We start from the raw sequence: 20,453 nt of genomic DNA, 5'->3' as shown, positions 1-20,453 counted from the left end.
CGGGCCAGGTCGACACGCTGGGGCTGCAGGCCATCCACTTCAGCACCGACCGGCTGATGCTGGTGACCTCGCGCCAGCACCGTCTGGCGCGGCGCAAACGCGTTGCGTTCGCCGAGATTCTGGACGAAGACGCGGTAGGCATGCACCAGAGCAGCACACTGCAGACCTTTCTGGCCAGGATCACCGAATCACTCGGCAAGCCGCTCAAGCTGCGCATCCAGCTCAGCAGTTTTGACGCCATGTGCCGCATGATCGGCAGCGGCGTCGGGGTCGGCATCGTCCCCGAAAGCGCGGCACGCCGCAATAGGGACCCCATGAACCTGTCACTGATCGAATTGACAGACGCCTGGAGCGTGCGCGAACGCTACATCCTCGTGCGCGACCAGGCGGCGCTGCCAACCTATGCACAGGCGCTGATCGATACGCTGCGCGCCCACTACGAGAACACCCCGGCAGCGGCGCAGGCGTAACGCTCAAGGCGTCTTTTCCGACACTCCCGCCGACTCGAAGCTCGCCATCTCGCGCAGGATGGCGCCGGTCGAGAGCAGCGGCGGCCAGGCCGTGGTCGCCTGCACACACCAGCATTCGCAGCTGCTCCAGCTGCGGCGCCTCGCTGCCCAGTGTCAAGCCCAGCGGCAGTGCCAGCGACTCGAGCCGGCCCGGCGCGCCGAGCGGCTTGGTTTTATGGTCAAACTTGTGCTGCAGGCGCTGGGCCATTGCGGCATCATGGAGGTCTTCAATGTTGGGAGCTCAAGATTCATGGCTGAAGTGCACGTCGCCGCGCAACAGGGCTTTACAAAAGAAGCACGGGCTTACGCGCGCGGCAGGCCCGGGTATCCACCCGCGCTCTCCAGCTGGCTCACTGGGCCGATGGGCCTGGCCACGGGCCGCACGGTGGCCGACGTGGGCGCGGGCACCGGCAAGTTCACCAAGCTGTTGTTGCCCACGGGCGCCAATGTGGTGGCGGTGGAACCCGTCGACGCGATGCGCGCACAGATCGAGACCGGCCTGCCCGCGGTACGGGCGCTGGCCGGCACCGCGCAGTCCATTCCGCTGCCCGACGCCGCGCTGGACGCGGTGGTCTGCGCGCAGGCGTTCCACTGGTTCGCCAGCCGCGGGACGCTGGACGAATTCCACCGCGCGCTGGGGCCCGGCGGCAAGCTCGGCCTGGTGTGGAATGTGCGCGACGAGTCGGTGGACTGGGTCGCCGCGCTGACCTCCATCGTCACGCCGTACGAGGGTGACGCGCCGCGCTACTACAAGGGCGAGTGGCGACTGCCGTTCCCGCACCCGGGTTTCAGCGAATTGGTGGAGAGCCGCTTCGAGTACCAGCACGTGGGGCCGCCGCAACAGGTGATCGTGGACCGGTTCATGTCGGTGAGCTTCATCGCCGCGCTGGCGCCGCCAGACGGCGCCGCCGTGCGCGAACGCATCGAGGCGCTGATCGCCACGCACCCGGCGCTGCGCGGGCGCGAGACGGTGAGCTTTCCGTACCACACGCTGGCGTTTCACTGCACCCGCTCCTGAGTCAAGCCACCAGCGAGCGCAACACGCCGGGCTCGAAGTGCCGGTCGATGTAGTCGGCCAGGCCGTCGAACACCGCGTCGAGCGTTGGCGCCGCAGCCCCGAATAACGCGCGCAGCGCGGCGGGGTCTTCGAACAGGCCGTGCAGATACAGCCCCAGCACATTGCCCGCCGCGTTCTGCCAGGCCAGGGCATCCGGCATGACCGCTTGCGCCACGTCGCCGCCAGCCGCCATGGCAGGATGCTGGGCCGTTTGCCCGTGATGAATTTCGTAGCCCTGCATGGCCACGCCCGAGAGCGCCGACCAGGGGCCGCACAAGCTGCCGAAGGAGGCGCTTTTTCGCTGCACCGTTTTGACGGCCTCGAACACCGTGACCAGCGGCAGCAACCCCAGGCCGGGGCCGTTGCCGTCGATGCCGTGCGGATCGATCAGCGCCTCGCCCAGCATCTGCAGGCCGCCACAGATACCGAGCACCGCCCTGCCCTGCGCCGCGTGCGCCGCGATCGCACGGTCAAGCCCCTGGGCGCGCAGCCAGGCCAGGTCGCCGCTGGTGTGCTTGGAGCCGGGCAGGATGACCCAGTCGGCGCCCGCCACGTCGGCCGGACTGCGCGCCCAGACCAGGCGCACGCCGGGGATGTTCTTCAGGGGCTGGAATTCATCGAGGTTGCTGATGCGCGGATAAGCGACGACGGCGATGGTTTTGGCGCCGGCAGCGCCCTCACCCCTGCCCTCTCCCAGAGGGAGAGGGTGAAACATCCCGTCCTCTTCGGGCAGGCCGTGTTGCCACCACATCGGCAGCGTGGCCACGGTGGGAATACCGGTGAGTTCCTGCAGCTGTTGCGGCGCGGGCGCGAGCAACGCCGCGTCACCCCGAAACTTGTTGAGAACGAAGCCCTTGAAGAGGACGCGCTCGGCCTCGGGCAGCAGCGCCCAGGTGCCGTAGAGATGCGCAAACGCGCCGCCGCGGTCGATGTCGGTCACCAGCAGGCAGCGCGCCTTGCCGTGCAGCGCCACACGCATGTTGACGATGTCGCTGTCGTGCAGGTTGATCTCGGCCGGCGAGCCGGCACCCTCGATCACCAGCACATCGTTTTCCGCGCGCAGCGCATCGAGCGCGCGAGCCACCACGGGCCACACGCTGGCGCTGCGGCCGCGCCAGGGCATGCGCGAGAGCGCCTCGTCCACCTGCCCCATCAGCACCACCTGGCTGTGGGTGTCATGCTCGGGCTTGAGCAGCAGCGGGTTCATGCGCACCTCGGGTACCGCGCGCGCGGCCAGCGCCTGGAAGTACTGGGCGCTGCCGATCTCACCGCCGCCAACCACACGGGCGTTGTTGCTCATGTTCTGCGCCTTGAACGGCGCGACCTTGAGGCCCTGGCGCGCATACCAGCGGCACAGCGCGGTCGTGAGCCAGCTCTTGCCGGCGCCGCTGGTGGTGCCCAGCACCATGACGCATTTTGCGGTCATCGACTTGCCTTGATCAATTGTTGCCACGAATCGTGGATCGATGGTAGCGTACGACATCTTCCACTGCGGCCGATGGGTTACCAGCCGCCGGACCTGCCGTTGAATCCCGATCGGCCGCGCCTCACGGGTGCTAATATGGTCGACCACGCTTGGCGGCCTGCCGGTGTCGCGGCAGATGGCGCAACTGCGAGGAGCGCGAAATGGCACTGCTGTTGGACGAAATTGCCTGGTCGGAACCCCTGCTGGCGGCCGACCCCGATCCCGCCTGGACCATCGAGCTCAAGCGGCGCGGCGCTCACGTCTTCGAAGTCGATCGCCGGATCGCGGCCAGTCCTTGGCTGCGCGAGGCGGCATACAGCGTGACCAGCTATGTCCCCAGCGTTGTATCCGAGCGGCAACTCCACATGGGCGCGATGATCATTGCGCAGGAAAACGCCTGTCGCTATTGCTACGGCGCCAACCGCGCTTACATGAAGGTGCTGGGTTATTCGGAGTCGTTCATCCAGAACATCGAACGGGACGTGCACGTGGCCGAGATGGACGCGAAGGAGCGCGCCGCCATCGCCTTTTGCCGAAACCTGTCGCGTTCCAGGCCGCGGCCGGCACGCGACACTATCGACCAATTGCTCGGCCTGGGCTTCACGCGGCTCCAGGTGAACGAGATGGCATTCCTGATCGCATTCGGCTGTTTCTACAACCGGCTGGCTACGTTGATGGCTTGTCCACCGGAACGCAGCTTCGAAGCCATGGCCAACGGTCCGGTGGGGCGCCTTTTGGGCCTGGTGATTCCGCTGTGGGGAAGGTTGACCCATGCTGGCGCCAAGCGCGCGTCTACCGATGTGCCACTGGACGCGACTGCACTGAAGGCGGGCCCCTTTGGTTCGGTCGTGGCATTGCTGGCGGGCTTGCCTGCGGCGCCCATCATGAAGGCAGCGCTCGACGGGGCCTTCGATTTGCCCCTGATCTCCCGTCCCGCGAAGGCGCTGATGTTCGCGGTCGTCGCGCGCACCCTGGATTGCGGGTACTGCGAGGGCGAAGCGGCCCGGCTGCTGGCCGACGAGGGCGTCGATGCAGCCGAGTTCGATGTCGCCATGGACACGCTGGGTTCGTCACGGCTGCGACCCGACGAAAATGCCATGGTGGCATGGACCCGCGAGACCGTGTCCTACGAGACCGCCGCGATTCAGCGCCAGACCCGCAGCCTGGGCGCGGGGTTGAATCGCGCCGTATTGCTCGAGGCGATCGGCGTGGCCGCGCTGGCGAATGCCACTGTGCGCCTGGCGATGTTGCGGGAGTGAAGCGCTGAGCTGGTCACTGGCCATCGCCTTGCTGCTCGGTTCGGCTGTGGCGGGATACGCCTGGGCGCTGCGCGCGCAGCGCCGCCAGCTCGAGCGCCTGCTGGACGCTGCCGACGCCAAGCTGGAGCGGCTGCAGCGTCAGTTCGAACGCTTTGTGCCATCAGACCTGGTCGAGCGGCTCACCGATGTCGGCGATGAACTCAAACCTGCCCGTCGATACGTGACCATCCTGTTCGCCGACCTGCGCGGTTTCACGGCGATGTGTGACCGGCTCGATCCTGCCGTCACGGTAGACATCCTCAACGGCTACTTCGGCCACATGATCGAGGCCATCACGCAGCACCACGGGCATGTGACCGAACTGGTCGGCGACGGGTTGTTGGCGCTGTTTGGCGCGCTGCAGCCAAACCCCTGGCAGGCACGTGATGCGGTGATGTCCGCGCTGGCGATGCGCAGCGCCCTGGCCCGCTACAACCAGACGCTGCGCGCCCGTCAACTACCCGAACTGCACTTCGGTATCGGCATCCACGGCGGTGAGGTGATCGCCGGGATCATCGGCACTGGCGCGTTGTCGAAGTTCAGCGTCACCGGCGATCCGATCAACGTCGCTTCGCGGGTCGAAGGTCTGACTGGCGCGATGCAGGTGGATCTGCTGATCACCGAGGTCATACGCGACAGGCTCGGCGACGATTTCGACCTCGCGCCGATGCCGGCCACCCTGGTCAAGGGCAAGGCCGAGCCGATTCGCACCTGGACGGTGCGAGCCGATGCGGTTCGCTGATGAATGCCGACATCGATCGAAGCCGCAGTCGCAGCTCGCAGACGTCCTGCCAATGGTTCGGTCAGGGGCCTCGTTCGACACTCTGGTGCTGCAGCCGTTCGACGTCCGCCGAGAGGCGACGGGCGACCAACGCGATGAGTTTGAAACCAAACGCCGGATTCTGGTAGTAGAGCTGCTTGACCGTACTCTCGTCGATCGACAGCACGGTACACGCCCCGACACAGCGGGCCGTCAGTGCGCGCCGATGGCCCGGAGAGAAGAGTCCGACCTCGCCGAAGATTGTGCCGGGGCCGAGGACGCTCCCGACCTCAACGAACTCGACCTGTCCCTCGGCCAACATGTACAGCCGCTTGGCAGAATCACCCTTGCGGAACAAGACGGTCCCCGCCTTGACCTTGGCGCTGTGCATATACGGTTTGAGCCAGACGCCCGACAGATTGTCCTCGGGCGACACCTCGGCGACGCGCCGGGTGAGGCGGATCATTTCGGCCACCCGGTACAAGTTGATCGGCAGCAGTGCCGCATTCAGCAGCAGCACGGCGATCGAAGGACGCAGCGCCCCGTAGATCACGAAGCCCACGCAACTGGCCACCGCCAGCCAGCGCAGTGGGATCATCGTCTTGACGAACGAGCTCACCAGCACGAGCACGACGCCGACTGCCAGCGACAGCAGCGCGATCACCTCGCCCGGCTCGGAGAGCGCCTCCCGCGCGCTTGCGATGGTGCTGGAAAGCAGTTCGACGGGTGCCACATGAACTCCTCGCGTTTGGCCGGCCGCCCCGGCTGGCGGGTGAAGGTACCCGCTGTTCGTCTAGCCGGATTATCCGGGGCAAAACTGTTCAATGTCACGTGACGACAATTGCCCATCGCCCATTGCCGATCGCGGCCACCCAGCGACGACCGGTTTGCCGTGCCCCGGCTTTGCGGTCAAAAAAAGCCTGCTCCGGGTCCATCCGGAGCCCACAATGCGGCTGGCAGGTGGTTTAATTCTGCTGCGCGAGCCGACACGCCGGGGTCATCCGATGGGGCCCGCCGTCCCCGCCGACCGCCAAAGGAAAAAGATCCGGGAAGGCAAAAGGTGAACGACAAGATCATCCAGACGGCCACGGCGCCTGACGCGCCGATCCATATCTCCGGCTATCGCGTGCTCGCGTGGCTCGGTCGTAGCCCGACACACGCAACCTGGCGAGCCGTTCGCGAACGCGACAGCCGACCGGTTGTTCTGAAGATCCCGACTGCGCCGCAGCCCACACCGCTGGTCATCGCCCGGCTGCACCACGAAGTGGAAGTCACCCAGTTGCTGCCGGCCGATGTCGCGATCCGCGCCATTGGCGTCGAGCGCTGGGACTCGGGCCACGCCCTTGTGCTCGAAGACGTCGGGGGCGTCGCAATGTCATCCAGGGTGTCACCGCGGCTGCCGCTGCGCATCGTGCTTGAGCTGGGCCACGCGCTCGCCGGGGCCGTCGCCGCAGTGCATGCCCGCGGGATCATCCACAAGGACATCAAGCCCGCAAACGTGGTTGTGGTCGGCGACCACCACATCCGGCTCACCGACTTCGGCTACGCGGTGCGCATCGCCCGGGAGATGGCGCGCGAAATCGCGCCGAAAGAGCTCGAAGGCACACTGGCCTACATGGCGCCGGAACAGACCGGCCGGATGAACCGGTCGATTGACCGCCGCGCCGATTTGTACGCCCTCGGGATCACGCTCTACGAGCTCGCGACGGGCGTACTGCCGTTCCGTAGCCAGGATCCTCTCGATCTGGTGCACCAGCACATCGCCAAGGTGCCGTTGTCGCCTCGCGAACTGCGGCCCCAACTGCCGCAGGTGGTGGCGGACCTTATCCTGCGGCTGATCGCCAAAGACGCCGAAGAGCGTTATCAGAGCGCGTCCGGTGTGCAGGCCGACCTGTCGCGCTGCCTTGAAACGCTCGAAGGCGACACCGTGAAGCCCTTTTCGATCGGCCAGCATGACGCAGCCGACGAGTTCAGGATCCCGCAGAACCTCATTGGTCGCGCGGCCGAGGTGGCGGCGCTGGACGAGGAGCTCTCACGCAGCCGCGCCGGCGCAGTCCAGCTGGTGGTCGTCGAGGGACCGTCCGGCGTCGGCAAGAGCACGCTCATCGGCGAGATCACCCGGCTCGCGTCGGCCGCACGAGTGTTGCACGTGCAGGGCAAGTTCGACCAGTTGCGCCGGGACCTGCCCTACACCGCGGTGATTCAGGCGTTCAGACAGGTCGCGCGGCACCTGCTGACCGAGCCCGACACCCGGCTCGCGACCTGGCGGGCCGAACTGGGTGAAGCCCTGACGCCGAACGGACAGGTGCTGCTCGACCTGGTTCCCGAGCTCGAGCCGGTGCTCGGACACCAGCCTGCGGTGCCGGTGCTCGGTCTGTCCGAAGCGCAGATCCGGTTCAACCTCGTAATTCGTCGCTTCGTGCGCGCACTGGCCAGTGCCGAGCATCCGCTGGTCCTGTTTCTCGACGACATCCAGTGGGCCGACGCTGCGTCGCTCGCATTGCTCCAGACCTTGTTGACCGACGCGGATACGACGCACCTGCTGGTCGTGGTGGCGATGCGCGACACCGAAGTTGGGCCTTCACATCCGTTTCGTCTGCTCCTGCGTGAGCTCGACGGGCGCTCTGGCGTGCGCCCGATACACCTCAGGCTCGGGCCGCTCGACCGCCACGCCGTCGCCACCCTGCTGGCAGCGGCGACCCGCGCGCCCATTGATTCGGTCGAACTCCTCGCCGAGCTCGTCACCGCGAAAACCGGGGGCAATCCCTTCTTCGTCGGCGAGTTTCTGCGCGACCTCAGCCGTGACGGATTGCTGCGCTTCGACCCGCGGCACGGCGCCTACGCGTGGGACCTTCAGGCCGTGCGGCAGCGACACACGACCGACAACGTCGTTGACCTGGTCATCGCCCGGATCGAACGCCTGCCGGCGCCCACTCGCGAGACACTCGAGTTCGCTGCGGTGGTCGGGCATACGTTCGACCTCGCGACACTGGCGCATGTCGCCGGACGCACCGCGCAGCAGGCGCGTGGCGATCTGGCCCCCGCGCTGGACGACGACATCCTCGTTCCCGTCGGGGGTGACTACAAGTACACGGCGTTGACCCTTGACGCGCAGGGCGCTGGCCAGGTCGTCTACGCCTTCCTGCACGATCGGGTGCAGCAGGCCGCGTACCGGATGATTCCGGTCGAGCGGCGCGCAAGCGCCCACCATCGCGTCGGGTCGCAGTTGCTCACATCGGGCGCGGCTCAGGCCGACGAACGCCTGTTCGATATCGCTACCCATTTCGAAGCCGCCCGTGCAGAGATTGACAGCGCACGCGAGCGTGCAGAGGTCGCGTTGCTGTTTCTTCGCGCGTCGAAGAAGGCCAACGATTCCATGGCTTGGGACGCGGCCCGCCGCTACGCCGAGGCCGGGCGCGAACTGCTCGGTAGCGATGCCTGGACAACGACCGGCGACACGATGCGCGAGCTTTCGTTCGAAGCGTTGAAGGCAGCATTTCTTCTCTCGGACCGGCCCGCACTGGAGGCGCTGCACAACGAAATCATGCGCCACACGCCCTCCAAGGTGGAGCGGGCCCACGCGACCGCAGTGAAGATACAGATGCTGGTCAGCGCGATGGCGTACGGCGAGGCACTCGACGTCGCCATTCCCGTGCTCGCCGACCTCGGTGTCGTGCTGCCGCGGCGCGGCCGGCAGCAGCAGGTGGTGTTCGGGCTGCTGCACACCAAGTGGGCGCTGCGGGGCCGCCCCGTCGCCGGCCTCGCTGAACTGCCGCCGATGAGCGACGCCGCGATACAGGTCGCGATGCGTGTGCTGGTCGCAGTCAGCTCCGCGGCGTACGCGAACGAACCGAAGCTGTTCCCGCAACTGGTGTTCGAGCTTGTGCAACGCTCGATCCGCCATGGGACGGCGCCGCAGTCAGCATTCGGCTATGTGTGCTACGGCCTCGCAATGTGTGCCGTGCTCGGCGACTACGACGGCGGCCTCGCGTTCGGGCGGCTGGCGCTCGCCGTGATGGATCGCACCGGCGCGCGCGAGTTCGAGGCGAAGTTGCGCTTCCTGAACGGGTTGTTCATCCTGCCGTGGAGTCAGCCGCTCGCCGACACGATGGAGCCGTTCCGTCTCGGTGCCGCAGCCGGCCTGGAGACGGGCGATCTCGAGTACTACAGCTACTGCTTCTACGGCCTGGATTCGCACGCGCTGCTCGCCGGGCAGGATCTGCAGGCCCTGGCGGTGTCCAGCAGTGCCCACCACGAAGCGATCCTGAAGCACAACCAGCGCAAGGTCGGCCTTGTGATGCTGCTGGTTCGCGATACCATCGCCTGGCTCCGCGACGATCCACCGGTCGTTGTCGGCGACATCGACGAGGGCCGCGTTCTGGAACTCGCGACCGAAAGTGGAGACGCCACGTCGGTGGCCTATGTCCACGCCTGGCGCTCGGCCAAGGCCTGCCTCGGCGGGTCGTACGACGACGTCCTGGCGGCGGCGGCCGGATGCCGGGCGCACTACGCCGGGATCGATGGGCAACTGTTCGTCCCATTGTTCCAGTTCTACGAGTCACTGGCGCTGCTGGCCGTAGCGCGCGACGGGCGGCCCCGGCCCCGGTGGAAGTGGACAGTCGCCGCCAACCAGCGGCGGCTCGCCGCATGGGCGAGGCGGGTGCCGACGACATTCCTGGCGCACTGGGAGATCGTCGAAGGCGAGCGCAAGCGCGGCGCCGGCGACACGGCCGGCGCGCTGCAATGCCACGAACGCGCCATCATCGCGGCGCTCGCTGCCGGCAATCCGCACGATGAAGCCCTTGCGCACCAGCTCGCCGCCGACTGCGCGGCCGATGCCGGCTTGCTGACTGCCGCCCATGCCCATCGCATGGAGGCGCGGCGGGCGTGGAGCCACTGGGGCGCGCAGCGACTGGTCCGCCGTCTCGACGAAAGCTATCCGGCGCTGCGCGGCCTGTTGCCCGGCCCGATGACCAAAGAAGAGATGGCATTGAGCACGAGTCCCGGTTCGAGCGCGGGCTCGGGCGCGGCCCTGGACGCGCGCGCCATTACCCGGGCGGCACAGGCTGTCGCCGAGCAGTTGCGGCTGCCCGACGTCTTGCGCGAGCTGTGCCGCCTGCTGCTCGCGAACGCGGGTGCAAGGCAGGTTGTGCTGGTCGTGCGCAGCGGTGGTGGCTGGCAGGTGCTCGCGACCGCGCACGTCGATCGGGCTGACGCCGACGTTCTGGGAGGCGGTCCGCTCGACGAGGCCGACGTCTTTGTGGCCGCCGTCCAACTGGTGCTGCGTACCCGCCGCCTGCTGATGATCGACGACGCCTTGCAGGATCCGACGTTCCGTCTCGACCGCTACGTCACGGCGGCGCATCCGCGCTCGGTACTGTGTTCACCGATGTCGCGCAACGGCGAGCTGACCGGTGCCATCCTGCTCGAGAACGATCTCGTCGCAGGTGCGTTCACGCCCGAGCGGGTCGAATTCCTGCAGGTAATCGCGTCGCAGGCGGCGATCTCGATCGAGAACGGCGGTCTGGTGCGTGATCTGGAGCGCTCGCTCGACGCCCAGGTCGCGTTGACCAACGCCCATGCCCGCTTCGTGCCGTACCAGTTCCTGGCCTCTCTGGGGCGCGAGAACATCCAGGAGGTACAGCTCGGCGACCACGCATCGAAGTCGCTGTCGGTGCTGTTCTCGGACATTCGCGGCTTCACGCCGCTGATCGGGGGCCTGGATCCGCGCGCGAGCATCGATTTCATCAACGCCTACATTGGGCACATGGAGCCGGAGATCCTTGCCAAAGGGGGATTCGTCGACAGCTACATCGGCGACGCGATCATGGCGCTGTTCGATGGTCCCGCCGACGACGCCGTGGCCGCCGGCATCGGCATGCTGCGCGCACTGCAGGCCTTCAACGCCGAACGCGCCCGCGCGAGCCTGGCACCCGTGTCGATCGGCATCGGCATCAACACCGGAGCCCTGATGCTGGGTACGATCGGCGGGCCGAATCGCATCAAGTGCGGCGTGATCGGCGATCCGGTCAATCTCGCGGCGCGAATCGAGGGGCTGACGAAGCAGCTGTCGGTGCCGCTGCTCGTTGGCGACGAGACGGTCCGCGCCATGGCGCACCCCGGCGCCTTTCTGATGCGCCCTGTCGGACGGGTGGTGCTGGTAGGCCGCTCGGCGCCCGTGGTCGTCTATGAAGTGTTCGACGCCGATCCACCGGCGATTCGCGACGCCAAGGCCGCGACGCTCGATCGCTACCGGGACGCCTGGACCGCGTACCACGCTCGGGCCTGGGGCGAGGCCCGCACCGGATTCGACGCCGCCGTGCAGGCGTGTCCCGAGGATCATGTCGCGCTGGAGTATCGCAAGCGCTGCGACGCGCTGCTGGCCGAAGACCCCGGCCCGCAGTGGACCGGCGTGCTGCAGATGTCGCGCAAGTAGGCGCCGGTCGCTCTTCGGCCCCCGCGGTGCTCCACTCAGGTCGGGCCGCCGCCGATCCACTTGCTCGTGTATTCGCAAAAGCCGGGTACGTCGAAGTCGACAACACCGACCCACCCGTCACCTGCTTTCTTCAGCAGACGCCCCTGGAACCGCGCCGACTGCTCGAACACGATCAGCGGGTAGCGCCACAGGGTCGCCGTCTGCGCGACCTTCCAGGTCATCTCGGTCTTGTACTGGCCCGTGGAATCCAGCGCCGCGAAGGTGACGGTCCTGGGGTACTTCCACAGCACCTCCCACTCCTCCCAGTCCGAGAACGCCGAGCTGAAAGACTCCTGAGGAAACATCAGTCGCAGGCCGGCGTAGCGGAAGTACGCCACCGATTTCTGGAACGCAGCATGCAGGCCGACGTCGAACGCAATCTGCCTGGAAGGATCAGAAAACGCGGCCCAGGCCCAGACGTTGCCCGGCAGGAACCACTTGCCCCAGTCGTGGTCGTGGTAGCCGGTCGCATCGACCAGATCGATTTGCTGGCCGTTCACGGTGACCCAGCCGTTGACCCGCGCCGACGGCATGTACACGAGCCACGAACTGATCTCCCACGGGCTGGTGCCGTGGACGTTGCTCGCGAGAACCTGCGGCATATCGGCCTGCGTGTAGGCCAGCGCCATCGACACCGTGCCGTCCTCGGTGGTCGCCTTGAGCTCATAGGTGTCGGCGTCGATCACGCGCAGCGTGTTTTCTGCCAGCGTCACGTCGGCCTTCTGCGAAGACGCCCAGAACTCCGAGATGCTGTGGTAGTCCATCTTCAGCGTGGTGCCGCTGCCTTTCGGGTCGAACACCAGCGCGTTCAGGCTCACCACGCCGGCCAGGTCGATGTCCGTCCCGTTGACCGCGGCGAAAGTCACCATGCCGGACCTGCCGGTCTCCGGGTCGACCCAGTTGAAGTACCACCATTCGGTGTACCAGAACATGTGCGACGCACCGCGGTACTCGTCGAGATGATAGGCATCGTCGGCCAGCGTCACGGTGGCGGTCGAGAGGGCCTTCAACCCGGAGGGTTCAACGACGGGATCGCCCAGCTCGTGGGTATGCCGGGCCATCGCCATGGAGTAATCGACCCATCCCCCCTTTCCCGGCGGATTGAAGGACACGCCGCCGTCCCAGGGCTTGCCTTCGTCCCACCGTTGCTGGTCGTACAGGCGGTAGGGCAAAAAGAGCGCGGGCATGCCCATGTCCCAGATCTGGCAGCGGGCCGCGTTCGAGCCGGTGCGCTCGAGTATCTCGTTGACGGCGCGCCGCCCCGCCTCGTTGGCGGAGTCCATGCATGCCAGGTCGGCGTTGGTCTGGACATAGTCCGAGGCCAGCAGCAGGTTCTCGATCGCCGTGCCGGCCTGTGGTCGCTTGTCCCAGCTGTTCGACTCGTTGATGAACAAGGGCTCGAGGTTGATGTCGCGTTGCGGCCGCGCAGGATCCTGGCAGACGATGTCGGTGTCCAGGAAATAGCCGACCTTGTCCTCATCACGCAACAGTATCGCGCCGCCCTGATTGAGTGCCAGCTTCAGCTCCTGCCAGACTTCCTCGGCGATCTGGTCCGGCTTCAGGTTGCATGCATAGTCCTTGACGAACAGGCCCTTCTTCGTCGTCCAGTCCGAGATGTCGACCGACAGGATGCCGCGTACCGTGCCATCGCCGTATTTCGAAAGGTCAAAGCCCTTCCAGAACTGCGCTTCCGATATCGAGGTGATGGCCCACGGGGAATCCACGTACAGCACGTGGCCGTGGATCACCGGCACGTCCACGCGCAGAAAGAACTGGATACCGTTCATCCACCGGACCTGCGTCGAGATGCCACGCAAGGTGGCGAGCGACGAATCAGCCTTGATCATGTCGTCACTCACCAGCGGCCCCATCACCTCGACCGGCATCGCGCAGACGTAGTAGTCGGCAACCACCTCGGACACTTGGTTGGTGACGAGATCTTCGACCTGCACGCCGCTGACCCGACCGCCCGCGCAGTGGATCGCATGGACGCAGCGCTGGGTCAGGTAGGCGCCCCCAAGCCTCTCGATCTGGGTGATCCATGGCTGCAGGAGCTGCGGACTGGTCGGGCCATTCAACACGCGATCGGTGCTGCCGGCGGCCAGGTCGAAGTCACCGAACAGCAGATGGACCTGCACCTTGCCGATCGTGCGGGCGCTGCCTTCTTTGGCGTTGGCCGCAACCAGCGAGCGCGACAGGCCTTCGGCGAGAAACGTCTTGTAGGCGTCCGAGCGGGTCTCGGCGCCGACGAACTCCCACCAGGACAGGGCCTCGAGTTCGTGCAGACAGCGCTCCGTGCACGAGGTCATCACTTGCCAGAGCCGGTCGGCGAAGTATTCGAGTTCGCCGGGCTGCAGGCCATAGCGGGTGCCGAAGCTGTCCTTGAGGATCAGCAGCACGTCGGAAAGCGACTGCGGGAAGCGCGAGGGCACCACCAACGGCTCGGCGTCGAACGGCGCGATCTCGATCCGGCTCGTCGGCGTGAGGTTGTCGTGGCAGGTGCCGGTGCCGAACGGGATTCGCTTCATCGAATCAGGCAGATGACGGTAGAACGCCGGAATGAACCGGAACCCATGCTCGCCGGGAAGGTCGGGCCGCCCGTCCTTGCCCGTGTTTGTCGCAGGCAGGGTACGCGACTTGCCACCGGGAATCGCCTTCAGCTCGTACACCGTGACATCGAAGCCGCGTTCGGCCAACTCGTGTGCCGCCGTCAAGCCCCCGATTCCGCCACCCAGCACCGCTACGGACTTGCCCATCGCATTGCCCTCCTCGAGTTCGTTTTGCCATGACAGGCGCGAACCGGTTTCCGGGTCCGAGAACCCTCATGCCCCGCAGGGCGAATTCTCTTCCAAATTTCCAGGTTCTTCAAGAAACCGCAAATGCGGTGACTCGCGGCGGGTCGAGCTCGCGATGGGGCTGCTGCGCCAAGTATCGGAGCCGTGGGCCGGGCCTTGGTGCAGGGACTGACCGTGCACGCGAATGAAACGCCGGGGCCGCATGAAACCCGCGCCGGGCGCGTGGTGCGCGGCGTCGGGCGGGAAGGCGTGCGAGGAAGGGTCCGTTGCACTCTTTTCTTCTTCGCCCACGGAGCTCAATCCTCGATGCCGCGCTGCGCCGGTATGCCGGCATTGAAGGCATGCTTCACCTTGGTCATCTCGGTCACGGTGTCGGCCAGCTCGATGATCTCGGGGGGACAACGCCGCCCCGTGAGGACCACGTGCCCGTCTTTCGGTCGCTCACGCAAGGTCTGCAAGACGTCGTCCAGCGGCAGCCAGCCATAGATCAGCGGATAGGTGATCTCGTCGAGCACCACCATGAAAAACTCGCCGCTCAGGATGGCTGCCTTGGCCTTTTGCCAGCCGTCGCGCGCGAGTTGGGCCGAGTGTTCCAGGTCCTGGCTTTTCCAGCTGAAGCCGTCGCCCAGCCCTTCGATCATGGGCCCCCACGCTCTGCGCTGTGCGTCGTCGCTGCCCCCCGAGGGGGCCTCGTCCGGCTTGGGGCGGCCCGGCGCCGGCCGGAACGCCTCAAGCTGCTCGAACGCGCGGTGCTCGCCAAAGCGCGCGGTCGGCTCCTTCATGAACTGGAAAATCTTGACAGCCTTGCCCCGGCCGTGCGCGCGCAGCGCCAGCCCGAAGGCCGCCGTGCTCTTGCCCTTGCCGTCGCCGGTGTTGACGATGACCAGGCCGCGGCGCTCGCCCTCGGGCTTGTCGTAGGGCTTGACGGCGGGAGGGGTTTCGATTTGCACGGTGTGTTCCTGGCTGGTTGAGGACAGAGTTGGCCTGCTGCGCAGCCTGCGGTCTGTCCCGCAAGGTTTCAAGTTTTCGGCAGCGCCACCCACTGGTCCAGCAGGGGCGCAATGATGATGCGGTGGTCAAACACCTGCTCCAGCGCGCGGTGCGTGGCCGCCTCGCGGCAGCCACCCTGATGGGTGATGACGCCCCTTGCCATGATCACCATCTCGTCAGCCTGCAGCGCCAGCGAGATCTCGTGCAGCACGCTGACCACGGTTTTGCCGCCGGCCACCAGCTGGCGCATCAACGTCAGCCAGTCGGCCTGGTGCGGCGGGTCGAGGTTGGCCAGCGGCTCGTCCATCAGCAGCACCTGCGCCTGCACGGCCAGCGCGCGCGCCAGCAGCACGCGCTGGCGCTCGCCGCCCGAGAGATGGCTCAGGGGCCGGCCGCGCCAGTCCCAGGCCTGGGTGGCGCGCAGCGCCTGCTCCACCGCGGCGCGGTCCAGCGCGCTGGGCGGCGCCAGCCAGGCCTGGTGCGGCAGGCGCCCGAGCATGGCCACGTCGTAGACCGTCAAGTCGTCGGCGCTGGCCTCGTTCTGGCCCAGCCAGGACAGCTGCTGCGCCCGCTGGCGCCCCGGCAGACCCGCCAGCGGCTGGCCCAGCAGCACGACCTGGCCTGCGTGCGGCAGCAGGCCCGCCAGCACCTTGAGCAGCGTCGATTTGCCGGCGCCGTTGGGGCCGACGATACTGGTCCAACGGCCTTGTGGAATGGACAGGTCGATGCCATGCAGCACTTCGGTATTTCCGAGTCTGGCCCTGATGGTGTGGGCACCCAGCGCTATGGAATTGATAGTAAGAGGCACCTGTGTCATAGCACCTGCCCGCGACTGGTGCGCCGGTGCATGAGCCACAGCAGGTAGCTGCCGCCCAGCACGGCGGTGAGCACACCGACCGGCAGCTCCTGCGGCGCGATCAGCGCGCGCGCCAGGATATCGGCGGCCAGCAGCAGCACGGCGCCCATCAGGCTGGCCAGCAGGATCAGGCGCCCGTGCGTGGTCTTGACGACCGAGCGCACCAGGTGCGGCGCCGCCAGGCCGACGAAGGCGATCAGCCCGGTTTGCGCGACGGCGGCGCCCGTGGCCAGTGCCAGCACCACCACCAGCGCCGCGCGCATGGCCGGCAGCGGCAGGCCCAGGCTGAGCGCCGTGGCTTCGCCCAGCGCCAGGCCGTCCAGCGCATGGCTCAGCATCCAGGCCACCACCATGCAGGCCAGCCACGCGCCGGCCATCAGCGCGCACGCGGTCCAGCCGACAAAGGCCGTGCTGCCCAGCATGAAGGCCTGCATGGTTTGCTGCACCTCGGGCAGCAGCAGCATGAGCAAGGCGGTCAGGGCGCCGAGCACCACGCCCACGATCACGCCGGCCAGCAGCAGGCGCAGCGTGTGCTGCACGCCCTTCGCCAGCGCCAGCGTGAGCAGCACGGCCGCCACCGCGCCGACAAAGGCGGCGCCGGTCAGGCCCAGGCGTACCAGCCATGGCGTGGCCAGCGGCGACACGCCCAGCAGCGCCATGGCCGTGGCCACGCCGAGCGACGCGCCCGAGGCACTGCCCAGCAAATAGGGATCGGCCAGCGGGTTGCGAAACAGCCCCTGCGCCACCGCCCCCGCGAGCCCGAGCAAGGCGCCCGCCAGCCACGCGCCCACCGTGCGCGGCAGCCGGATATCCCAGACGATTTGCCGCGCCACGGGATCGTGGCCAGCCCCCAGCACCTGGCGCATGCTCTCGAAACCGGTGCTGCCCGCCGCGCTGCCCAGCAGCAGCAAGGCCGCGCTGACCAGCAGCAGTCCCGCGCCCAGCACAAAGGCGGTGCGCGCCTGGCCCGTCACATCGCGCGCCGGCGCCGTCATGGCGCCTTGTCCTGCAGGCACTGCGCCATCAGTCGCGCCGCCTGCGCCATGCGCGGACCGGCACGGATCAGCACGTCCATCTGCTGCGGCGTGAACACGCAGATGCGCTGCTCACGGATCGCACGCATGCCGGCCCAGCCGGGGCGCTGCGCCAGGCCTTGCGCACTGCGCTCGCCTACCATGATCACGTCCGGGTCGGCGCGCACCACGTATTCGGGGTTGAGCTTGGGAAACGGCCCGAGCGCCGCCGGCACGATGTTCACCGCGCCCAGGCGCGTCAGGGTCTCGCCCATGAAGGACGATGCGCCGGCCGCATAGGGTCCGCCATTCACCTCGAAATAAACCCGCGTGTTGCGCACCCGCTGCGGCAGCGACTGCGCGGCCGCCGACACGCCGGCATCGATCACGCGCCAGACGCGCTGCGCGTCGGGCACGGCCAGCACCTGGCCGATCTTGTCCAGCACGCGGCGCACATCGGCGTAGCTGTGGGGCTCCAGCGCCACCACCTTGAGGCCCAGCGATTCGAGCCGCTGGCTGGCGCGCGACGAGGTGGCCAGCAGCACCACGTCGGGCTTGAGCGCGACGACGGCCTCGATGTTGGGGTCGAGCCCGCCGCCCATTTGCGGCAGGGTCCGCACGGAGGCCGGATAGTTGGAATAGCGGTCCACGCCGACCAGGCGCGCGCAGGCGCCGAGCGCGCACACGCTCTCGGTCAGCGACGGCAGCAGGCTCACGATGCGCTGCGGCGGCGCGGCCAGCATGACCGCCACGCCGCGGTCATCGGTGATTTGCAGCACCGACGCAGCCTGTGAGCCCAGCAGCGCGCACCACACCAGCAGGAGCGCGAGCAGTTTCTTCATGAAGCGTCTTCCGGGATGCCCTTGATCGGGGCGGGTGCGCTGCCGACTGCTCCTGGAAACATAGCTACCAGCGCAGATGTATCAAGGGCTTCAGGCACTTTTTGCTTAAATTCTTGATTATTCTCATCACCCTGATCCGCAGGCCCGGCAGCGTCGATGGCCGGCATCAGCTCGCTGCGGGCCAGTGCCAACGGCTCAGTCATGCTGTGCACTCCACGCCATGATGATGCGGTGCAGGTGAGCCACCCCGTCGGTCAGGGCGGCCGGGCCGGGCTGCAGGATGTCGGCGGACTTGACCTCGAACAGCTGGCCGCCCCGCACCGCGTTCACGTCCTGCCAGCCCGCTCGCGCCGCGACTTTCTCGGGCCGGAATTTCTTGCCGCACCACGAACCGATGATGATGTCGGGGTTGCGCCGCACGACATCAAGGCCGTCGGCAACGATGCGGTTCTTGCCCATGGACTGCGCCGCCAGTTCGGGGAAGCAGTCGTCGCCGCCCGCGATGCCAATCAGCTCGGAGACCCAGCGGATCGCGCTGATGTGCGGCTCGTCCCACTCCTCGAAAAACACGCGCGGGCGACGCGGCAAGGCGGCGGCGGCCTGTTCGATGGCACGCAAGCCCTCCAGCATGGTCTGCATCAGCGCCTGTCCGCGCGCCACCTGCCCCACCATGGCGGCGACCTGACTCATCATGGAGAAAATCTCGGCCACGCTGCGCTGGTTGAAGACCGTGACCTGCACGCCGTGGCGAATCAGCTCGGCCGCAATATCCGCCTGCATATCGGAAAAACCGAACACGCAGTCGGGCTTCAAAGCCAGGATCTTGTCGATCTTCGCGTTGATGAAGGCGCTGACCTTGGGCTTTTCCTCGCGCGCGCGGCGCGGCCGCACGGTGTAGCCGGAGATGCCGACGATGCGGGCCTCCTCGCCCAGCAGGTAAAGCCACTCGGTGGTTTCTTCGGTCATGCAGACGATGCGCTGCGGGCCGTTCTGCAATTCAAAATTCAAGGCACTCATGAAATGGCTCCCCCGGTGCCGGTCCGGCGCGCGAACAGGGCCGCCACCGCCTGTGGATTGGACGCAAACCACGCGTGGAAATAGCTGGCGCGAAGGCTGCCTACCTCGTACAAGGCCTCGCCCGCATCGGGCGCCGCCTCGCAGCCGGGCCGCGCAGTGCGCGCGTGGGCCGCCAGCGGTGTGGCGCAGGTCGAGTAATGGAAGCTGTGACCGCGCAGCAGCTGCCCGTCAATCGCAAGCTGCTGCGGTCCGAGGGCGGCCAGACGTTGTTGCATGGTGATGCGGCCGGGCAGCAGGCCCCATTGCGCATGCACCTGGCCGTCCGTCGTGACGATTTCATCGAACAGCGCCATCATGCCGCCGCACTCGGCCCACACGGGCTTGTGCTGCGCCACGTGCGCGGCCAGGCTATCGCGCAGACCCTCGTTGCGCCCCAGTGGTTCGGCGTGCAGTTCCGGGTAGCCGCCGGGTAGCCACACCGCGTCACAGTCGGGCAGCGCGGCGTCCGCCAGCGGCGAGAAAAACACCAGCCTGGCGCCCAGCGCCTGCAGACATTCCAGGTTGGCCGCATAGATGAAGCAGAAGGCCGCGTCGCGCGCCACGGCTACCGTCATGCCGGACAGGGGTTGCGCGTTCGTGGCTGGCGCGGCATCGTTCGCGGCCGGCTCGAGCGACACGGCCCAACGCTGCAGGTCGGCGCCGGACATCTGCGCGAGCGGTGTGCCTGCCAGCGCATCGGCCGCCGCATCGAGCCGCGCCATGGCGTCATCAACCTCGCCGGCCACGGTCAGGCCCAGATGCCGCTCCGGCAACGCCAGCGCCGGGTTGCGCAGCAAGGCCCCGAGCCAGTGCGCGGGCTCGCGCAAGCTGGTCCGCAGCATGTCGGCATGGCGCTCGCCGGCGACGCGATTGGCCAGCACGCCGGCCCAGCGCAGGCCCAGCCGGTAATGCTGCAAACCAAACGCCAGCGCGCCAAAGGTATCCGCCATGGCCGAGGCGTCAACCACCGCCAGCACCGGCAGGTCAAAGCGCTGCGCCAGGTCGGCCGCACTGGGCGTGCCGTCGAACAGGCCCATCACGCCTTCGACGATCAGGAGGTCGGCCTGCTGCGCCGCCTGGTACAGGCGCTGGCGGCAGTCGGCCTCGCCGGTCATCCAAAGGTCGAGCTGGTGCACCGGCGCGCCGCTGGCCAGCGCCAGCCAGTGCGGGTCCAGAAAATCCGGCCCACACTTGAACACCCGCACGCGCCGGCCCTGGCGCGTGTGCCAGCGCGCCAGCGCACAGGCCACCGTGGTCTTGCCCTGGCCGGACGCCGGCGCCGCGACCAGGATGACGGGACAGCGGACGGCGTCAGACATACAAGACCGGCTCCGTCA

At 67.5% G+C, this 20,453-nt stretch carries 15 protein-coding genes and 1 pseudogene; 5 read left to right on the top strand and 11 right to left on the bottom strand.

All coding sequences use genetic code 11. The features are described 5' to 3' along the window. A partial coding sequence (locus tag B0E49_RS00990) for a LysR substrate-binding domain-containing protein (RefSeq protein WP_286137724.1) occupies positions 1-470 on the top strand: 470 nt, incomplete at its 5' end. A gap of 79 nt (positions 471-549) precedes the next feature. Here B0E49_RS00990 and B0E49_RS00985 read toward each other — a convergent pair. Beyond that, positions 550-717: pseudogene (locus tag B0E49_RS00985) on the bottom strand (nicotinate-nucleotide--dimethylbenzimidazole phosphoribosyltransferase); the annotation flags it as partial. Positions 718-759: 42 nt separating this feature from the next. Here B0E49_RS00985 and B0E49_RS00980 point away from each other — a divergent pair. Beyond that, positions 760-1,527 (top strand): class I SAM-dependent methyltransferase, encoded by a 768-nt coding sequence (locus B0E49_RS00980; protein ID WP_077560108.1) that lies wholly within the window; start codon positions 760-762, stop codon positions 1,525-1,527. Position 1,528: 1 nt separating this feature from the next. On the opposite strand, the gene B0E49_RS00975 is transcribed toward B0E49_RS00980, so the two are convergent. Continuing rightward, entirely contained in the window at positions 1,529-2,992 is a 1,464-nt protein-coding gene (locus B0E49_RS00975) for a cobyric acid synthase (RefSeq protein ID WP_077560107.1), read from the bottom strand. 200 nt (positions 2,993-3,192) lie between these two features. Between B0E49_RS00975 and B0E49_RS00970 the strand changes: the two genes are divergently transcribed. Both B0E49_RS00970 and B0E49_RS00965 read left to right on the top strand, forming a co-directional pair. Further along, on the top strand, positions 3,193-4,290 hold the full coding sequence (locus tag B0E49_RS00970; RefSeq protein ID WP_077560106.1) for a carboxymuconolactone decarboxylase family protein: 1,098 nt from the start codon (positions 3,193-3,195) through the stop codon (positions 4,288-4,290). Between the two features lie 28 nt (positions 4,291-4,318). Next, a complete protein-coding gene (locus B0E49_RS00965) occupies positions 4,319-5,071 on the top strand; it encodes an adenylate/guanylate cyclase domain-containing protein (protein ID WP_168174977.1) in 753 nt (250 codons plus the stop codon). A gap of 61 nt (positions 5,072-5,132) precedes the next feature. Here B0E49_RS00965 and B0E49_RS00960 read toward each other — a convergent pair whose 3' ends face one another. Further along, entirely contained in the window at positions 5,133-5,822 is a 690-nt protein-coding gene (locus B0E49_RS00960; protein ID WP_077560104.1) for a Crp/Fnr family transcriptional regulator, read from the bottom strand. A 327-nt stretch (positions 5,823-6,149) separates the two neighbouring features. Between B0E49_RS00960 and B0E49_RS00955 the strand changes: the two genes are divergently transcribed. Beyond that, positions 6,150-11,525 carry an AAA family ATPase gene (locus B0E49_RS00955; RefSeq protein WP_168174976.1) on the top strand — a complete coding sequence of 1,792 codons (5,376 nt, stop codon included), beginning with the start codon at positions 6,150-6,152 and terminating at the stop codon, positions 11,523-11,525. 35 nt (positions 11,526-11,560) lie between these two features. Here B0E49_RS00955 and B0E49_RS00950 read toward each other — a convergent pair whose 3' ends face one another. From B0E49_RS00950 to B0E49_RS00915, 8 genes are all read right to left on the bottom strand, one after another. Then, on the bottom strand, positions 11,561-14,320 hold the full coding sequence (locus tag B0E49_RS00950; RefSeq protein WP_077560102.1) for an FAD-dependent oxidoreductase: 2,760 nt from the start codon (positions 14,318-14,320) through the stop codon (positions 11,561-11,563). A gap of 335 nt (positions 14,321-14,655) precedes the next feature. Further along, positions 14,656-15,309 carry a cob(I)yrinic acid a,c-diamide adenosyltransferase gene (cobO, locus tag B0E49_RS00945; RefSeq protein WP_077560101.1) on the bottom strand — a complete coding sequence of 218 codons (654 nt, stop codon included), beginning with the start codon at positions 15,307-15,309 and terminating at the stop codon, positions 14,656-14,658. A 68-nt stretch (positions 15,310-15,377) separates the two neighbouring features. After that, positions 15,378-16,166 carry an ABC transporter ATP-binding protein gene (locus B0E49_RS00940; protein ID WP_077560100.1) on the bottom strand — a complete coding sequence of 263 codons (789 nt, stop codon included), beginning with the start codon at positions 16,164-16,166 and terminating at the stop codon, positions 15,378-15,380. Then, positions 16,163-17,200, bottom strand: a complete 1,038-nt coding sequence (locus B0E49_RS00935) for a FecCD family ABC transporter permease (RefSeq protein ID WP_077560099.1) — start codon at positions 17,198-17,200, stop codon at positions 16,163-16,165. Before B0E49_RS00935 ends, B0E49_RS00940 begins: the two co-directional genes overlap by 4 nt. Further along, positions 17,197-18,060 (bottom strand): ABC transporter substrate-binding protein, encoded by an 864-nt coding sequence (locus B0E49_RS00930; RefSeq protein ID WP_077560098.1) that lies wholly within the window; start codon positions 18,058-18,060, stop codon positions 17,197-17,199. Before B0E49_RS00930 ends, B0E49_RS00935 begins: the two co-directional genes overlap by 4 nt. Further along, on the bottom strand, positions 18,057-18,263 hold the full coding sequence (locus B0E49_RS00925) for a hypothetical protein (RefSeq protein WP_077560097.1): 207 nt from the start codon (positions 18,261-18,263) through the stop codon (positions 18,057-18,059). The genes B0E49_RS00930 and B0E49_RS00925 overlap by 4 nt, the downstream gene beginning before the upstream one ends. Further along, positions 18,256-19,077 (bottom strand): ABC transporter substrate-binding protein, encoded by an 822-nt coding sequence (locus B0E49_RS00920; protein WP_077560096.1) that lies wholly within the window; start codon positions 19,075-19,077, stop codon positions 18,256-18,258. Before B0E49_RS00920 ends, B0E49_RS00925 begins: the two co-directional genes overlap by 8 nt. Beyond that, a complete protein-coding gene (locus B0E49_RS00915; protein ID WP_077560095.1) occupies positions 19,074-20,435 on the bottom strand; it encodes a cobyrinic acid a,c-diamide synthase CobB in 1,362 nt (453 codons plus the stop codon). The genes B0E49_RS00920 and B0E49_RS00915 overlap by 4 nt, the downstream gene beginning before the upstream one ends. Positions 20,436-20,453: the final 18 nt, after the last annotated feature.

Origin of the sequence: Polaromonas sp. C04, from assembly GCF_002002705.1 — a bacterium.
In the GTDB taxonomy this organism is placed as follows: Bacteria; Pseudomonadota; Gammaproteobacteria; order Burkholderiales; family Burkholderiaceae_C; genus Rhodoferax_A.
This window is presented reverse-complemented; position numbering and strand designations above follow the sequence as displayed.

Bases quoted from the DNA above. Each gene is read 5' to 3' on its own strand.
- B0E49_RS00930 (WP_077560098.1), bottom strand. From the start codon at position 18,060: ATGAAGAAACTGCTCGCGCTCCTGCTGGTGTGGTGCGCGCTGCTGGGC.
- B0E49_RS00935 (WP_077560099.1), bottom strand. From the start codon at position 17,200: ATGACGGCGCCGGCGCGCGATGTGACGGGCCAGGCGCGCACCGCCTTT.
- B0E49_RS00915 (WP_077560095.1), bottom strand. From the start codon at position 20,435: ATGTCTGACGCCGTCCGCTGTCCCGTCATCCTGGTCGCGGCGCCGGCG.
- B0E49_RS00980 (WP_077560108.1), top strand. From the start codon at position 760: ATGGCTGAAGTGCACGTCGCCGCGCAACAGGGCTTTACAAAAGAAGCA.
- B0E49_RS00975 (WP_077560107.1), bottom strand. From the start codon at position 2,992: ATGACCGCAAAATGCGTCATGGTGCTGGGCACCACCAGCGGCGCCGGC.
- B0E49_RS00970 (WP_077560106.1), top strand. From the start codon at position 3,193: ATGGCACTGCTGTTGGACGAAATTGCCTGGTCGGAACCCCTGCTGGCG.
- B0E49_RS00925 (WP_077560097.1), bottom strand. From the start codon at position 18,263: ATGACTGAGCCGTTGGCACTGGCCCGCAGCGAGCTGATGCCGGCCATC.
- B0E49_RS00940 (WP_077560100.1), bottom strand. From the start codon at position 16,166: ATGACACAGGTGCCTCTTACTATCAATTCCATAGCGCTGGGTGCCCAC.
- B0E49_RS00920 (WP_077560096.1), bottom strand. From the start codon at position 19,077: ATGAGTGCCTTGAATTTTGAATTGCAGAACGGCCCGCAGCGCATCGTC.
- B0E49_RS00950 (WP_077560102.1), bottom strand. From the start codon at position 14,320: ATGGGCAAGTCCGTAGCGGTGCTGGGTGGCGGAATCGGGGGCTTGACG.